Origin of the sequence: Streptomyces enissocaesilis, assembly GCF_039533765.1 — a bacterium.
Taxonomy (GTDB): Bacteria; Actinomycetota; Actinomycetes; order Streptomycetales; family Streptomycetaceae; genus Streptomyces; species Streptomyces enissocaesilis.
The window spans coordinates 46800-63382 of the sequence record NZ_BAAAUD010000054.1 but is presented as its reverse complement, the minus strand read 5'-3'; the positions used below and the strand labels follow the sequence as shown (position 1 = coordinate 63382).

Below are 16583 nucleotides of genomic sequence, written 5' to 3'. Positions count from 1 at the left end.
ATGAATTCCGGCATGCCGGAATTCCCTCCGAGGAGGAGACCGCACAGAGTTTGGGGAGTGCCGCTTTCACGGCGAGTGACCGCCGCAGAACCGTTCCGGCTCCGCGACAACTCGCAGTACCTTACGGACCGGCGAAGAGCCTGTCAACCCCCGCCGACGGGCCGCCAGCACGGACGTCAGACGTCAGTCCAGGTCCTTCAGGCGGCCGCCGGCGTCCGGCTGGGCGTCCTCGACCCTGCGCAGCAGGCGGATCAGCATCTCGCCGAGCGAACCCCGCTCGGCGGCGGTGAGGTCCTGGAGGAGGTCCTCCTCGAAGCTCGACGCCATCCGCATCGCTTCGAGCCACTTGGCGCGGCCCTCGTCGGTGAGCTCCACGATCACGCGCACGCGGTTGTTCTCGTCGCGGTCCCGGGTCACCAGGCCGTCCGCCGCCATCCGGTCGATGCGGTGGGTCATGGCGGCCGGGGTGAGGCCGAGGCGCTTCGCGAGTTCGCCGGGGCCCAGGCGGTAGGGGGCGCCGGAGACCACGAGGGTCTTGAGCACTTCCCACTCCGTGTTGCTGATGCCGAGTGCGGCGACCTGGCGGCCGTACGCGACGTTCATGCGGCGGTTGAGGCGGCCCAGGGCCGAGACGACCTTCTCCACCTGCGGGTCCAGGTCACCGTACTCGCGCTGATAGGCGGCGATCTGTTCGTCGAGGCTCGGCTCTTGGGGGCCGGACGGCTCTTGGGTCTCAGGCATGCCGCGCAGTATGGCACGGAGTCGTTGGCGATTAAGTCCTTCGATGTGTACTGTTCAGATCCTAACTTTAGCTTTGAAGTCTTCAGGCTTCAGCTCTTCTCTTTCGAACCTTGAGGCAGGTGAGTGTGACCAGGGCACTGGGCGCCGCGATGCGCCGGATCCAGATGGGGAACGCGCTGAGTGCGTTCGGTATCGGGTTCACCGTTCCGTATCTGTATGTGTACGTCGCGCAGGTGCGGGATCTGGGCGCGAGTACAGCAGGTGTGGTGCTCGCCGTCTTTGCTGTGGCCGCACTCGTCGTCCTGCCCTTCACCGGGCGGGTCATCGACCGGCGCGGACCGCTGCCCGTACTGGTCGGCGGTGCGGTCAGTGCCGCCGTCGGCGCTCTGTGCATGGGGTTCGCGAGCAGCGTGGCGATGGTCCTGCTGTCCGCCGCGCTGCTCGGCGCGGGTACGGCGGTCGTGCAGCCGGCGCTCGCCACGATGATCGTGTGGTGTTCGACGCCCGCCACCCGTACGCGGGCGTTCGCCATGCAGTTCTTCCTCGCGAACCTGGGTCTCGGCATCGGCGGTCTCATCGGCGGCCAGCTCGTCGACGAGAGCCGGCCCGACAGCTTCCTGCTGCTCTTCGGCATCGAGGCCGTGATGTTCCTGGTGCTGGCGGGGATCGGTGCGAGCGTCCGGCTGCCGCACTCGGCCGTCATTCCCGGCGCCGTGCCGCAAGGCGACTCCGGCTCCGAGGGCGGACTGCGGGCGCTGCTCGGGCACCGGGCGATGGTGCGGCTGTGCGGACTCGGGTTCGTGCTGTTCTTCGCCTGCTACGGGCAGTTCGAGTCCGGGCTTGCCGCGTACGGGACCGAGGCTGCGGGGATCGAGCCGTCGACGCTCGGCATCGCGCTCGCGGCCAACACCGCTGTCATCGTCATCGCGCAGTTCGTGGTGTTGCGGCTGGTCGAGCGGCGGCGGCGGTCGCGCGTCATCGCTCTGGTCGGGCTGATCTGGACCGTCGCGTGGATCGTGGCGGGTTACGCCGGTCTCGGACACGGCAGCCAGACGATGGCCACGGCCGCTTTCATCTCGACGTACGCACTGTTCGGGCTCGGTGAGGCGATGCTGTCGCCGACCGTCGCGCCGCTGGTCGCGGACCTGGCGCCGGAGTCGATGGTCGGGCAGTACAACTCGGCCTTCGCACTGGTCAAGCAGCTTGCCCTGGCGGTCGGGCCCGCGGTGGGCGGGCCGATGGGCGCGTCGCTGCACGCGCCGTACATCCTCACCTTCGTCGTCTTCTCGCTGGGTATCAGCGTGCTGGCACTGCGGCTCGGCAGGCAGCTGACGGCGGTGCAGGACCGGCCACTGCCGGCCAGGTCGCGGGTCGTGGCTTCGAGCGTGCCGGTGAAGGATCTCGCCCCGGCCGAGTAGTGGGCGTAGGGAACAGGGCGTAGGGAGAAGGGGGCGGACGGCGGGGGTTTTCCTTCCCTGCCTTCCGCCCCCGTTCCCTTCCACGGACCCGGGGCGGAGTCCCGGCGGGTCAGGGAAGGGTCGGGAGGGCGAACTCGCACCAGACCGCTTTGCCGCCGCCCGGTGTGCGGCGGCTCCCCCAGGACGAGGCGATCGTCGCGACGATCGAGATGCCGCGGCCCGCTTCGTCCGCCGGTTCGGCGCGGCGGCGGCGCGGCAGGTGGTCGTCGCCGTCCGTCACCTCGATGATCAGGCGGCGGTCCGTGCGGCGCAGGCGCAGGCGCATGGGGGGCGTGCCGTGCTGGAGGGAGTTCGCGACGAGCTCGCTCACGGCCAGTACGCCCAGGTCGCACAGTTCCACCGGGAAGCGCCAGGAGGCCAGGACTCCGGTGGCGAAGGCGCGGGCGCGGGGGGCCGCCTCTATGCCGCCGAGCAGGTCCAGTGCGGCGTTGTGGAAGAGCTCCGCGTCCGAGCCCGTGCGGGTGGGGTGCTGGAGGACCAGTACCGCCACGTCGTCGTCGTGCTCGGCGGTGACGCCCAGCGCGCGGATCAGGCGGTCGCAGACGACCTGGGGCGTGCCGGTGGCGCCGGACAGGGCGCGCTCCAGGGCGGCGACGCCCTCGTCGATGTCCTCGCGGCGGCGCTCGACGAGGCCGTCCGTATAGAGGACGGCCGTGGAGCCCGGCGGGAGGGCGATCGTACCCGAGGTGTGCATCCAGCCACCGGTGCCGAGCGGGGGGCCCGTGTGGTCCTCGGCGCGGCGGACCGTGCCGTCCTCGTCGCGGACGAGGATGGGGAGGTGGCCCGCCGACGCGTAGACGAGGCGGCCCTCGTTGGGGTCGTGGACGGCGTACGCGCACGTCGCGATCTGGTTGGCGTCGATCTCGGCGGCCAGGCCGTCCAGGAGTTGCAGGACCTCGTGGGGCGGGAGGTCGAGACGGGCGTACGCGCGGACCGCCGTGCGGAGCTGGCCCATGACGGCGGCGGCGCGCACCCCGCGGCCCATGACGTCGCCGATGACCAGGGCCGTACGGCCCGCGCCGAGGGTGATCACGTCGTACCAGTCGCCGCCGACCGCCGCGTCCGTACCGCCCGGCTGGTACGTGGCGGCGATGCGCAGGTCGTCGGGCTGCTCCAGCTCCTGGGGGAGGAGCGAGCGCTGGAGGGTCACGGCCGTCTCGCGCAGGCGGCGTTCGCTGGCGCGCAGGCGCTCGGCGGCCTCCGCGTGGTCGGTGACGTCGGCGGCGAAGACGAGGACACCGCCCTCTTTGGCCCCGTGTCCGGCTTTGGCCCCGTGTCCGGCTTTGGCCCCGTGTCCGGCTTTGGCCCCGTGTCCGCCCGCGGCGGCGCCCGGGACCTCGATCGGCGTGCAGGTGATGGTGTACGAGCCGCCCTTGGACACCTTGCGGGACTTGACCGTACGGGGTGTTCCGCTGCGCAGCACCTGGTCCATGAGCGGGAGCAGGCCGAGCTCGTCCAGCTCGGGGAGGGCCACGGCGGCGGGCGCGCCGGTCTCGCGGGGGCCGAAGGCCGCGGCATAGGCGTCGTTGACGTACGCGACACGGTGCTCGGGGCCGTACACCAGGGCGACGAGGGCGGGGAGCCGTCCGAGGACCTCGCGGACGGAGAGGCCCGTCAGGGAGTACGGCGGGGCGTCGTCGGGCGTGTCGGACCCGTCGGGCCCGACTGACGCCTGCTCGGACTGCCGGCCGTACTCACCGCGGGCCACCGGGACGGAACCGCGGTCGGTCCGCGCTGCGGCGCGGCGCTGCGTTCCGGGGAGACGGGCGCTCCAGCGCGTGAAGTTCACTGACTTTCAAGCCTCATGGTGTCGCGGTACGGGGTGGTGCGTTGCTGACGCTGTGGCCGCCGGGGGCGGCGGGAGCTGCTGCGGCGTTACGGCGGGTCACTCTGTGCAGATGCGGGCCCACCTATGGTCACACGTCCAGTGTGACCGACCGCACTGACAGCCGTCACTTGGTCTTGGGCGGCTTGCCGCCCGCCGCCAGTTCGAATTCGGCTCGCGGGTGTTCCAGCGAGCCGAGCGAAACGATCTCGCGCTTGAAGAGCCCGGCGAGTGTCCATTCGGCGAGGACCCTGGCCTTGCGGTTGAAGGTCGGCACCCGGCTGAGGTGGTAGGCGCGGTGCATCAGCCAGGCCGGGTAGCCCTTGAGCTTGCGGCCGTAGACGTGCGCGACACCCCGGTGGAGACCGAGCGAGGCGACGGAACCGACGTACTTGTGCTCGTAGTCCTTCAGCGGTTCGCCGCGCAGCGAGGCCAGGATGTTCTCGGCGAGGACCTTGGCCTGGCGTACGGCGTGCTGGGCGTTGGGCGCGCACTCCTTGCCCTTCTCGGACGCGGTGAGGTCGGGGACGGCGGCGGCGTCCCCGGCCGCCCAGGCGTGTTCGGTTCCTTCGACCGTGAGTCCGGCGGTGGCGGTGAGGCGGCCGCGTTCGTTCAGCGGCAGGTCGCTCGCGGCGAGGACGGGGTGCGGCTTGACGCCGGCGGTCCACACGACGGTGCGGGTGGGGAAACGGGAGCCGTCGCTGAGGACGGCGACGCGGTCCGCGCAGGAGTCGAGGCGGGTCTCCAGGCGTACGTCGATGTTGCGGCCGCGCAGTTCGCGGATCGCGTACTTGCCCATCTCCTCGCCGACCTCGGGGAGGATCCGCCCGGAGGCCTCGACGAGGATCCACTTCATGTCCGCGGGCTTGACGTTGTGGTAGTAGCGGGTGGCGTAACGGGCCATGTCCTCCAGCTCGCCCAGCGCTTCCACGCCCGCGTATCCGCCGCCGACGAAGACGAAGGTGAGGGCGGCGTCGCGGACGGCCGGGTCGCGGGTGGTGGACGCGATGTCCATCTGCTCGATGACGTGGTTGCGCAGGCCGATGGCCTCTTCGACGGTCTTGAAGCCGATGCCGTAGTCGGCGAGGCCGGGGATCGGGAGGGTGCGGGAGACGGAGCCGGGCGCGAGGACGAGTTCGTCGTACGTGATCTCGACGGCGCCGGTGCCCTCCTCCTCGGTGGCGAGAGTGGTGATGGTCGCGGTGCGCTTGGCGTGGTCGATCGATTTCGCCTCGCCGATGACGATCTTGCACTTGTCCAGGACGCGGCGGAGCGGGACCACGACGTGGCGCGGGGAGATGGAGCCGGCCGCCGCTTCGGGCAGGAACGGCTGGTAGGTCATGTAGGGGTCGGGGGTCACCACGACGACCTCGGCCTCGCCGCTCCTCAGCTTCCGCTGGAGGTGCAGCGCGGTGTACATCCCGACGTAGCCGCCGCCGACAACGAGAATGCGCGCAGGTTCTGTCACTGTCCCATGACGCAACGACCTCAGGAGTTTGTCCACAGGCCCGGCAAATTGTGTGACCGCAGGTCATGTGCTCCGTGAGGTGCGGCAATTCCGCTGTGATGCGGAAGGTGCGCAGGTCAGGGGGTGCGGGTGAGGCTCCGGCGCCGACCGGAACAGGAAGGTTTTCTCCCATACTCCGATCGGGCGGGCGCTCCGGGCGGAACTACCCCCTTCTGAATCTACGCGCGCTCAACTATGTTCGTATCTCGTCGGGGCGGCCGGGTCCGCGGTCCCGGCCGACTGTCAGGGCGGGGAGTCTCCGGGGGGAGACATCATTACCGGGGGAACGCTGATGCACATTCAAAACTCTCATTGGCAAGCTGCCGTCACATCCGACGGCACCGGGCGCACGGGGTCTGGAGGACCTCGCTCCGCGCCCCTGCGTGTGGACGCACAGCGCAATCTCGAGCATGTACTGCGGGCCGCTCGCGAGGTCTTCGGCGAGCTGGGCTACGGGGCGCCGATGGAAGACGTCGCGCGACGGGCCAGGGTCGGGGTCGGGACGGTGTACCGCCGCTTCCCGAGCAAGGACGTACTGGTGCGCCGCATAGCCGAGGAGGAGACCTCCCGGCTGACCGATCAGGCACGTACGGCCCTGGGGCAGGAGGACGAGCCGTGGTCGGCGCTCTCCCGCTTCCTGCGCACTTCGGTGGCGTCCGGCGCGGGCCGGCTGCTGCCGCCGCAGGTGCTGCGGGTGGGCGTGGAGGGCGGCGACGGCGACGAGTCGCCGCTGGTGCAGGACGAGGCGCGGGTGCCGCAGCAGCGGCAGGCCGTGGGGTCGGCGGCGCCGGACCTGCGGTTGGTCGAGCCTCGGCCCACGGGCGCCGATGGTGCCGGGACGGACGGCCTGGGGAGTGACGACGCGGGCGCCGCGGCGCTGCTGGAGGTCGTGGGGCGGCTGGTGGACCGGGCGCGTGCGGCCGGTGAGCTGCGCGGCGATGTGACGGTGGCCGACGTGCTGCTGGTGATCGCCACGGCGGCGCCTTCGCTGCCGGACGCGGCGCAGCAGGCGGCGGCTTCCGCCCGGCTGCTGGACATCCTGCTGGAAGGTCTGCGGTCCAGGCCCGTGTAGGTGCGCGGACGCCGGTGCCTGTGCAGGGTGCAGGCGCATGGACGCCGGTGCAGGTGCCTGTGCGTGGACGCCGGTGCAGGTGCATGGGTGCGAGTGCGTGGGCGTGGGCGTGTGCGTGGGTCCATGGGGCCGGGCGGGCTGTTTCTGCGGTCAGAGTGCGCGGCGCGGTGGGACTCCGCCGGCCACCGCGCGCTGGCGGGGGGCCGCCGTGCCCGTCCAGCACGTGCCCCGGCGCGACACCAGGCGGCGCAGCCACAGTTCCGTGGAGACCAGGTCGGCGATCCCGTCGAGCTGTACGGGTTCGCCCTCGGCCGCCGCGCGCAGGGCCTTGCGTACGACGCGGGCCTCGATCAGGCCCGCGTCGGCCAGCAGGGGCGCGTCGAAGAGCGCGATCAGGTCACCGACGGCGGCGCACAGGCCGGCGCGGGCGGCCGCCGCCGAAGAGGCGTGGGACGTGGCGCCCCAGCCGGGCGGCAGGTCCTTGATCCCCGCACCGGACAGGACCGTGCGCAGGATCGCGGCGCGCGCGCCCGGCTGGACGCGCAGGGCTTCGGGGAGGCCGCGGGACGCCCGTACGACCTGGTTGTCGAGGAAGGGCGCGTGCAGCCGCTGGCTGCGGACCTCCGCGGCCTGCTCGAAGACCCGGTGGTCGGCGGCGGCGCGGGCCAGGGCGGCCCGCGCGCGGGCCTCGCCGGGCCGCTGCACGGACGTGGGCCTGGTCGCCGCCCCCTGGAGGCGAACCGATACTTCAGCCAGCGCCTCACCCGTCAGCCAGCGTGCGGCCGGTCCCGGCCTGCTCCAGGCGAGGGCGGCCAGCGAGGCGTCCAGCGCGCTGCCCTCGCCGCCGTTGCCCCCGCCCCTGGTGCCCGGTTCGTCGAAGCGGCGCTCCATGAGGCGGCCCGCCGTCTCCTCGATGCCCGCGCGGTACGGCGTACGGGCGAGGCGGCGGGCGGCGCGGTAGACGGTCAGCGGGACGAAGAGCGAGTGGGCGGAGGGTCCTTCGACCCTGGCCAGCGCGGTGACGGGGCGCAGCAGGTCGCGCCGCCTGCGGTCCATGAGCAGGTCGGCGAGGCGGGCCGGGTGGGCGTCGAGGACCTGACGGGCTCCATGGCCCGTGAAGTGGTCGGCGCTGCCCGCGGCGAGACGGCGGCGGTGGCGCTCTGCGGTGACCAGGGACGGGCCCGGTTCGTCGGTGAGCGGGCCGCTGCCCAGATCGGCGTACGGAAGGGCCTCTTCACCGGCGGCGACGACCACGTGGTGCAGGCGGGGGTCGGCGGCGATGGCGCCGGCCCGCTCCAACTCCGCCTTGTTCCCCCGGCCTTCGGCGGTCAGGTCGTTGAAGGTGACGGCGAGCAGCCGCTCCCCCGCACCCGTGCCGTGGCCCAGGACGGTGCCGGGCAGCCCCGGCAGGCCCGCGGCGAGCAGGGCGAGGGTGGCGGAGGCGCTGCCGCCGGAGAGGTCGGCGCCGATGCCGGGGACGGGCGCGCCGCGGGCGGCCCGGCGCTCGGCGGGGCCCATGCCGGGGACGGGCCCGGGGTCGGGCGGCAGGGTCTCGGGGGCGTGGCGCGGCGCGGTGAGTCTGGCCCGTACCGCTTCGACCAGGGCGTCGCGTACGCCGTCGACCGCGCGCTCCGGGTCGAGCTGGGGCGCGGCGACGGCGAGGGAGGCCACCGGTTCGTAACCGGTGATCTCGCGCGAGCCCTCGCGCAGGACGAGGGCGTGCCCCGGCGGAATGCGCCGTACGCCCGCGTACGGCGTGCCGTCGCGCAGCGCCTCGGGGACGTCGGGGCAGGCGAGCAGCGCCGCGAGGTGGCCGATGTCGAGCTGTGCCTCGATGAGGTCGGCGAGCGGGAGCGCGGCGGTGGCGTACGCCGTGCCATTGGCCCAGGGCGTGTAGAAGACCGGTCGGGCACCTGCCAGGTCACCGACCACGGTGACGCGGCGGCCGGCCTGGACGACGGCGGTGTAACTGCCGGACCACGCGGTCAGGTGCCGCAGTGCGCCGCCGCGCGCCGCGAAGAGACCGACGCGCAGTTCTTCGTCGGACGCGCCGCAGCAGCCGAGGACGGCGATCCGGGTGAAGGCGTCGACGCTGAGGGTGCGGACCTCGTCGGGACGCCAGTCGCCGACGGCCCACAGGGGGTCGGGATCGCCCCACAGGAGCTGGGCGCCGACCGGGTGCACGGTGAGGGATTCGTGGTCGGAGAAGACGGAGGAGCCGGGAGGGGCTGAGGAGCCGGGAGAACCGGAGGAGCGGGCGGCGCCGGCCGTGCCGACCGCGCCCACCGTCCCGAAGCTGGCGGCGACACTGCTCCACCCCACCAACCACCGCATCGCCGCCTCCACAGGCTGTGGGCAACCAAACGCACGTACCGAAGCAGCTTCGAGGAACACTGCGAGAAGTAGCTTCGGGACCATGCTGCCACGACAACGGCGTACGAGAGGGGCTGCGGAAGGTGCGCGGGCAAGACAATGCGCCCGCTGCGCCCAGGACTTCGGCCGGTTTGGGCGACAGGCGCCATTCGGCCATTCTGCGGGCGCGGTACAGCCACGGGTGGACGCACGGTCCGGGAGGCACTGTTCGCCCCCCGGACCGGTCCGCCACCCGCGGGGATGAAGGCGGCGGTGTCCCCCAGCCCGCTGGATCCAGTGCAGCGGGCCGACCCACGCGACTCCCATGGAAGCGGCTCCGGCACGGGCCCGACGAGAGCGCACGGGCGGGCGCACGGCCACACGCACGGAGCACGGGGCGGGGCACGGGCATTCGTGTAACTACACGAATCTCGCCATACGGAACACCGCCCCTTAACGGTCGGGATGCGGCGAACTACGCTGGGTTTACTGATGTCCTGCGCGGGCCGCATATTCCGGCTGGGCTGGCCGCGCGCTCGTGCGGGCAGTAAGGCCGGGAATGTCCCGGCGGACGGCCGTCTGTGTCGAGGGGTGGCGCATGTCCAGGGAGCAACGCGGGCCGAACGAAAAGCTCGGCACGGTTCTCGCCCTCGCGGGAATCAGCAACGCCGGCCTGGCGAGGCGGGTCAATGATCTCGGGTCGCAACGCGGCCTGACACTTCGTTACGACAAGACGTCGGTGGCCAGGTGGGTGTCCAAGGGCATGGTGCCGCAGGGCGCCGCGCCCCACCTGATCGCCGCCGCCATCGGCGCCAAGCTCGGCCGTCCCGTGCCGCTGCACGAGATCGGCCTGGCGGACGCCGATCCGGCGCCGGAGGTCGGCCTGGCCTTTCCGCGCGACGTGTCGGCGGCGGTGCGGTCGGCGACCGAGCTGTACCGGCTGGATCTGGCGGGCAGGCGGGCGGGCAGCGGCGGCATCTGGCAGTCGCTGGCCGGTTCGTTCGCGGTGAGCGCGTACGCCACACCCGCGTCCCGGTGGCTGATAACACCCGCCGACTCGTCGGTCGCGCGGGACTCCACGGCGACGCCCTCCGGCGAGCCGGCGGCCGACGCGACGCCGCTGCGGGTGGGGCACGCGGACGTGGCCAAGCTGCGGGAGGCGGCGGAGGACGCACGGCGCTGGGACTCCAAGTACGGCGGCGGGGACTGGCGTTCGTCGATGGTCCCGGAGTGCTTACGGGTGGACGCGGCGCCGTTGCTCCTCGGCTCGTACAGCGACGACGTCGGTCGCTCGCTCTTCGGCGCCACGTCCGAACTGACCAGGCTGGCCGGGTGGATGGCCTTCGACACCGGACAGCAGGAGGCCGCCCAGCGGTACTACATCCAGGCGCTGAGGCTCGCCCGCGCGGCGGCCGACGTGCCGCTGGGCGGGTACGTCCTGGCGTCGATGTCGCTCCAGGCGACCTACCGGAGCTTCGCCGACGAGGGCGTGGACCTCGCGCAGGCCGCCCTGGAGCGGAACCGGGGCCTGGCGACCGCCCGCACCATGAGCTTCTTCCGGCTCGTGGAGGCGCGGGCGCACGCGAAGGCGGGCGACGCGCAGGCGGCGGGGGCCGCGCTGAAGGCGGCGGAGGGGTGGCTGGAGCGGGCGCGGGAGGGCGATCCGGACCCGTCCTGGCTGGGCTTCTACTCGTACGACAGGTTCGCGGCCGACGCGGCGGAGTGCTACCGCGACCTGAAGGCGCCCCGGCAGGTGCGGCGGTTCACGGAGCAGGCGCTGTCGCGGCCGACGGAGGAGTTCGTACGCTCGCACGGCCTGCGCCTGGTGGTGTCGGCCGTCGCCGAACTGGAGTCGGGGAACCTGGACGCGGCGTGCGCGGCGGGCACGCGGGCGGTGGAGGTCGCGGGGCGGATCTCGTCGGCGCGGACGACCGAGTACGTACGGGACCTGCTGCACCGGTTGGAACCGTACGGCGACGAGCCGCGGGTCGCGGAGCTGCGGGAGCGGGCACGGCCGTTGCTGGTGGCACCGGCGTAGGGCGCGGGCAGGGGCAACCGCAGGGGGAGGGGACGGTCCTGGCGGTGGCCCTGGCGGTGGTTTGAAGGCGTTGTCAGTGGGTCAGTGCATCATCGGGAGTCCGGGACGCTCTCCGGGAGGACACGGACCCCGACACGGCCGTGGTGGGAGGTGAAGCGATGCCGTACGACCGCTCTGGCCGTTACGACTGCGACGTGCTGGTGATCGGTGCGGGAATCGTCGGTCTCTCGGCGGCGTACGCCGTCACGCGCGCCGCGCCGGGCACGCGCGTGGCGGTGCTGGAGAAGGAGCAGGGCCCCGCCCTGCACCAGACCGGACGCAACAGCGGCGTCATCCACAGCGGCATCTACTACCGGCCGGGCTCGCTCAAGGCCCGGTACGCGGTGCGGGGCGCGGCCGAGATGGTCAAGTTCTGCGCGGAGTACGGCATCGCGCACGAGGTCACCGGCAAGCTGATCGTTGCGACGGAGCGGACGGAGCTGCCGCGGCTGCACGCCCTGGCGCAGCGCGGCCGGGAGAACGGCATCCCGGTGCGGGAGCTCGGTCCCGCCCAGATAGCGGAGTACGAGCCGAGGATACGGGGCCTGGCCGCGATCCAGGTGGCCACGACCGGCGTGTGCGACTACGGGGCGGTCGCGGCGCAGCTCGCGGAGAGCCTGAGCACGTCGGGCGCGGAGGTCCGGTACGGCGCGGAGGTGACCTTCGTCGACCGGCGCCCCTGGGGTGTCGCCGTGCGTACGGCGGACGGGGCGGTGGTGCGGGCGCGGGTCCTGGTGAACTGCGCGGGGCTGCACTGCGACCGGGTGGCGCGGCTGGCGGGTGACGACCCGGGTGTACGGATCGTCCCCTTCCGGGGTGAGTACTACGAGCTGACCCGGCCGGAGCTGGTGCGCGGCCTGGTCTATCCGGTGCCGGACCCGGCGTTCCCCTTCCTCGGGGTGCACCTGACGCGGGGCATCGACGGCGGCGTGCACGTCGGCCCGAACGCGGTGCCGGCGCTGGCCCGGGAGGGGTACGCCTGGTCGGTGATACGGCCGCGCGAGCTGGCCGGGACACTCGGCTGGCCGGGCTCCTGGCGGACAGCGCGGCGCCACTGGCGGTACGGCGCGGGCGAACTGCACCGCTCGGTGTCGAAGCGCGCCTTCACGGAGGCGGTGCGGCGACTGCTGCCGGAGGTCACGGAGGCGGATCTGCGGGCGGCGCCGGCGGGGGTACGGGCGCAGGCGGTGCTGCGGGACGGAACGCTGGTCGACGACTTCCTGATCCGGGAGACACCGCGCGTGATCCATGTTCTGAACGCCCCGTCCCCGGCGGCGACCGCCTCGCTCCCGATCGGCAGACGGGTGGCGCGGCGGGCGCTGGGGGCACTGGAGACGCAGGGGGCTCTGGGGGCGCAGGGGGCGCAGGGGGCGCAAGGAGTGAGGTAGGCCAACGCCATCCGGGGCCTGCGGCGCCTCGGGCCCGCCGTGCCCTCCGGGACCTCCCGTCCCCCGGGACCTCCCGCCCTCCAGGGCCTGCGGCCCTCCGGGGCCTGCGGCGCTTTCCCCCTCCCCGTCGCGCCGTAGAATCGGGGCATTGTGTCTGAGTCCTCCAGCGTCCGTCCCGACGCCGCCCACCACGTCTCCCCCTTCCACCGAGCGAAGGGCGAGCCCCGTTTCCCCGGCGGTCCCGCGCCCGACCCCGCCGGGTCGCACCACGAGCGGCGGATCCGCAGCTTCCAGCCGCGGCGCAGCCGGGTGACCACGGGGCAGGCCGAGGCACTGGAGCGGCTCTGGCCCCAGTGGGGCCTGGACATCGACGGGCAGCGCGTCCTCGACCTCGACGAGCTCTTCGGCGGCCGCGGAATGCCGGTGGTGCTGGAGATCGGGTTCGGGATGGGCGAGGCCACCGCGCAGATGGCCGCCGAAGACCCCGGCACCGGGATCCTCGCCGTCGACGTGCACACACCCGGGCAGGGCAACCTGCTCGGTCTCGCCGAGCGCGCCGGTCTCACCAACGTCCGGGTCGCCAACGGCGACGCGATCATCCTGCTCCGCGAGATGCTGCCGCCCGCCTCCCTCGCCGGGCTGCGCGTCTACTTCCCCGACCCGTGGCCGAAGAAGCGCCACCACAAGCGGCGCCTCATCCAGCCCGAATTCCTCTCCCTCGCCGCGCCCGGCCTCGCGCCCGGCGCGATCCTGCACTGCGCGACCGACTGGGAGCCGTACGCCGAGCAGATGCTGGAAGTGCTCACCGCGCACCCCGACTTCGAGAACACCGTGCCGGACGGCGGTTACGCGCCCAGGCCCGGATTCAGGCCGCTCACCCGCTTCGAGGGACAGGGGCTCGACAAGGGCCATGCCGTGCACGACCTGCTGTTCCGCCGCAAGTAACAGCCACACGTACCACCCGTGGGCAGGGCCGGGGAGCAGAACCCGCAGGCAGGGTCGGCAGGCAGAGCCCCTGGGCATCACCGGCTGTCACGGCTGTCAGTGCTTCTCGTTAGGGTCGTCGGGTGTACGAGTCGCCTCCGCACCCCCGGCACCACCCGGCGGTCCCGGACTGTGAGCAGCAGCCGCAGTTCACCGCCGTACCGCCGCCTGCGCACTGGCGCTACAAGCCGCGCCGCGCCTGGTGGCGCACCAGGGCGGTGCGCGCGGGCGCGGTGATCACGCTGCTCGTGCTCTGCGCCCTGGTGATCCTGGCGATCGTCCGCGACCAGACCGGCACCCAGGGCTTCCTGGTCGGCCTGGGGCTGGCGGTGCTGCCGGTGCCGCTGCTGGCCGCCGCGTTCCGCTGGCTGGACCGGGTGGAGCCCGAGCCCTGGCGGAACCTCGCCTTCGCCTTCGCCTGGGGCGCGTTCGCCGCGGCCCTCGTCGCGATCATCGCGAACAGTTTCGCGACCCGCTGGATAGCCACGGCCACCGCCGATCCGGCGGGGGCCGAATCCCTCGGCGCGACGGTGATAGCCCCGGTCGTCGAGGAGAGCGCGAAGGCGGCGGCGATACTGCTGATCTTCCTGTTCCGCAGACGGGACTTCACCGGGATCGTCGACGGAGTGGTCGTCGCCGGCTTCACGGCGACCGGCTTCGCCTTCACCGAGAACATCCTCTACCTCGGCACCGCCTTCGGCGAGGACCAGGCGGCGGGCGCCTCCGGCCTCGCCTCGGTGACCGCGGCGACCTTCTTCGTACGCATCGTGATGTCGCCGTTCGCGCACCCGCTGTTCACGGTGCTGACGGGCATCGGCTTCGGGCTCGCCGCGCTCGCGCCGCAGCGACGCCCGGGCCGGTGGCGGCGGATCGCACTGCCGCTGCTCGGCCTGGTGCTCGCGATGGGCGTGCACGCCCTGTGGAACGGCTCCGCGGTCTTCGGGACGTACGGCTTCTACGCGGTGTACGCCGCCTTCATGGTCCCCGCCTTCGCGCTGCTGACCTGGCTGGTGATCTGGACGCGCCAGCGCGAGCTGCGCACGATCGCCGCCGAGCTGCCCGCCTACGCCGCCGCCGGCTGGCTGGGACCGGCCGAGCCGTTCGCGCTCGCCTCGATGCGGGCCCGTTCGCTGGCACGGGACGCGGCGGCGCGTGCGTACGGGAGCGGTACGTACGGCAACGGAAGCGGTCCGTACGGGAGCGGCCCGTACGGGATCAGTGCAGCATCCGGCGGGCGGGCCGCGTCCCGGGCCGCCGCCCGGGCCGTCGCCGAGTACGAGGTCTTCGCGACGTCCCTTGCCTTCCTGCGCCACCGCGCCCACCGCGGCGCGGTGGGCGCGGACTTCACGGCACGCGAGCAGGAGCTGCTGCACCACCTGTGGCAGCGCAGGGACGTGGCCGGACCGGCGCTGGAGTACGCGGCGCGGGCGACGAGCCGGGTATGGGCCCCGCCACCGCCCCCGTGGCAGCCCCGGCCGCACCCACAGCCGTCACCGGCGCCGTGGTACGGGCCGCCGCCCCAGCGTCCCGCCCCGCACCGGGACCACGCCGTCCACAACCCGTACCGGCAGCAGCGGTAACAAAACCGGCAGCCCTGGCGACGGGGGGTGTGTGCCAGGACTGCCGGGGACTGGGGGAGAACCGCGGGAAACACCGTCGGGCCACCGGGCCGTCGGACCGCCGGGTCGTCAGGCCGTCAGGCCGTCCGAGCCGTGTCAGGCCAGCCGGGCCACCGGCCGTCAGACCGTGAGGCCCTTGTCCCGCAGCCACGCGGCCGGGTCGATGGCGGAGCCGCCGGGCGTGCGCACTTCGAGGTGCAGGTGGTCTCCCGTCACATTGCCGGTGGCGCCCACGCGGCCGATGACGTCGCCCGCCCCGACCTCTCCGGAGGTGACGGTCATCGAGGAGAGGTGGCAGTACCAGATCTCCGTGCCGTCCGGGAGCTCCAGGACGATGCGGTAGCCGTACGCACCCGACCAGCCCGCCGACGTGATGGTGCCGCCGTGCACGGCCTTGAGCGGCGTGCCCTTCGGGGCGGCGAAATCCAGGCCGGTGTGCTGGCCGGAGGACCACATCGAACCGGACTGGCCGTAGGTGGAGGTGAGCGTGTACGACGAGAGCGGCAGCGAGTAGCTGGCGGCCAGCTTGGCGAGCCGCTCCTGCTCGGCCTTGCGCGCGGCCTCTTCCTCCGCCTGCCGCTTCTCCTCCTCGGCCTTCCGCTTCTCCTCCTCGGCCTTGGCCTCCGCCGCGCTCTGCTGCTCGGCCGCCTCGGCCGCGGCCTGCTCGGCGGCCTTCGCCTCGGCGGCCACCTTCGCCTCGGCGTCGGCGGCGTCCTGCTGCTGCTCGGCCTGCTGGAGGATGCGGGCGCGCAGCGCCTCGCCCGCGTCGGTGGTGCCCTGCTGCGCGTCGGCGGTGGTGATGCCCGCGGTGGTGAGCGGGGCGGCGGCCAGAATCGTTTCGCCCGCTGTGCCCGTACCCGCCTGAACGCCTGAGCCCGAGTCGTCGGACACCAGGGAGCCGATACCGGGAAGGGACTTGGCGTCGGGCAGCGAGTCCGCTATCGCGTCGGGAAGGGAGATCGAGACGGCCGGCTTGTCCTGCGCGGTGGCTATGCCGCCCGCGCCGACCGCGGCGATGACGCCGACGCCGAGAACGGTGGAGCTGCGGCCGATCCCGCCGCGCTGCTTGGCGACGCGATGACGGCCGCGTACGGGCCGGATGGACTTCTCGGTGGGATTCCACTCTCCCCAGGTTCCCTCGGCGCCACCGGGAATCCCGGCGGCGTTCGGAACGTTCGGTACCTCGTACCCGTAAGAGGGCAGGGGTGCTTCGGGGGCAGGCCTGTTGGACGCCACGGAGGCGTGCTCCTTTCCTTCCTTCTCGCCTACCGGGTTAGCTGACGGGTTCGGAGCAGGAAGGTCTCCTACGGGCCTCCTCGTAGGTACGAAGGAGTCCGATTCACCCCAAGGAACGTGGTTCCCCGGTTCCCTTGCGGAATTCGGCGCGTGCGCACGGTGTCGTCTCTTGTGACGACTGGGACGACCGTGCCGCGTTATCGAACGTTAATAGACACCGGGTCCGCTTTCCAAGCCGTTCCAGTTGATCGTTAACGATATTGGCGCGGACCAATCGCTACACAAGTGGTCACAGTGGGGCGAG

At 72.8% G+C, this 16583-nt stretch carries 11 protein-coding genes and 1 riboswitch; of the genes, 6 read left to right on the top strand and 5 right to left on the bottom strand.

The window, feature by feature from the left end:
- Positions 1-183: 183 nt before the first annotated feature.
- Positions 184-741 carry a MarR family winged helix-turn-helix transcriptional regulator gene (locus tag ABD374_RS28575; RefSeq protein WP_344498958.1) on the bottom strand — a complete coding sequence of 186 codons (558 nt, stop codon included), beginning with the start codon at positions 739-741 and terminating at the stop codon, positions 184-186.
- A 149-nt stretch (positions 742-890) separates the two neighbouring features.
- On the opposite strand from ABD374_RS28575, the gene ABD374_RS28570 reads away from it, so the two are divergent.
- Entirely contained in the window at positions 891-2159 is a 1269-nt protein-coding gene (locus ABD374_RS28570) for an MFS transporter (protein WP_425577380.1), read from the top strand.
- Between the two features lie 109 nt (positions 2160-2268).
- On the opposite strand, the gene ABD374_RS28565 is transcribed toward ABD374_RS28570, so the two are convergent.
- Positions 2269-4008 (bottom strand): ATP-binding SpoIIE family protein phosphatase, encoded by a 1740-nt coding sequence (locus ABD374_RS28565; RefSeq protein WP_344498956.1) that lies wholly within the window; start codon positions 4006-4008, stop codon positions 2269-2271.
- 163 nt (positions 4009-4171) lie between these two features.
- Entirely contained in the window at positions 4172-5512 is a 1341-nt protein-coding gene (locus ABD374_RS28560) for an NAD(P)/FAD-dependent oxidoreductase (protein WP_344498954.1), read from the bottom strand.
- A gap of 331 nt (positions 5513-5843) precedes the next feature.
- On the opposite strand from ABD374_RS28560, the gene ABD374_RS28555 reads away from it, so the two are divergent.
- Positions 5844-6623 carry a TetR/AcrR family transcriptional regulator gene (locus tag ABD374_RS28555; RefSeq protein WP_344498952.1) on the top strand — a complete coding sequence of 260 codons (780 nt, stop codon included), beginning with the start codon at positions 5844-5846 and terminating at the stop codon, positions 6621-6623.
- Positions 6624-6773: 150 nt separating this feature from the next.
- On the opposite strand, the gene ABD374_RS28550 is transcribed toward ABD374_RS28555, so the two are convergent.
- On the bottom strand, positions 6774-8957 hold the full coding sequence (locus ABD374_RS28550; RefSeq protein ID WP_344498950.1) for an asparagine synthase-related protein: 2184 nt from the start codon (positions 8955-8957) through the stop codon (positions 6774-6776).
- A gap of 616 nt (positions 8958-9573) precedes the next feature.
- On the opposite strand from ABD374_RS28550, the gene ABD374_RS28545 reads away from it, so the two are divergent.
- From ABD374_RS28545 to ABD374_RS28530, 4 genes are all read left to right on the top strand, one after another.
- On the top strand, positions 9574-11013 hold the full coding sequence (locus tag ABD374_RS28545) for an NsdA family TPR-like regulatory protein (protein ID WP_344498948.1): 1440 nt from the start codon (positions 9574-9576) through the stop codon (positions 11011-11013).
- A 158-nt stretch (positions 11014-11171) separates the two neighbouring features.
- The gene (gene lhgO, locus ABD374_RS28540) at positions 11172-12440 is read left to right on the top strand and encodes an L-2-hydroxyglutarate oxidase (RefSeq protein ID WP_344498946.1); all 1269 of its coding nucleotides are present in this window, start codon (positions 11172-11174) and stop codon (positions 12438-12440) included.
- Positions 12441-12590: 150 nt separating this feature from the next.
- Positions 12591-13385 (top strand): tRNA (guanosine(46)-N7)-methyltransferase TrmB, encoded by a 795-nt coding sequence (gene trmB, locus ABD374_RS28535; protein ID WP_344498944.1) that lies wholly within the window; start codon positions 12591-12593, stop codon positions 13383-13385.
- A 122-nt stretch (positions 13386-13507) separates the two neighbouring features.
- A complete protein-coding gene (locus ABD374_RS28530) occupies positions 13508-15004 on the top strand; it encodes a PrsW family intramembrane metalloprotease (RefSeq protein ID WP_344498942.1) in 1497 nt (498 codons plus the stop codon).
- Positions 15005-15163: 159 nt separating this feature from the next.
- On the opposite strand, the gene ABD374_RS28525 is transcribed toward ABD374_RS28530, so the two are convergent.
- Complete coding sequence (locus ABD374_RS28525) at positions 15164-16279, bottom strand: M23 family metallopeptidase (protein ID WP_344498940.1); 1116 nt, start codon at positions 16277-16279, stop codon at positions 15164-15166.
- An 11-nt stretch (positions 16280-16290) separates the two neighbouring features.
- Positions 16291-16438, bottom strand: a riboswitch (cyclic di-AMP (ydaO/yuaA leader).
- Positions 16439-16583: the final 145 nt, after the last annotated feature.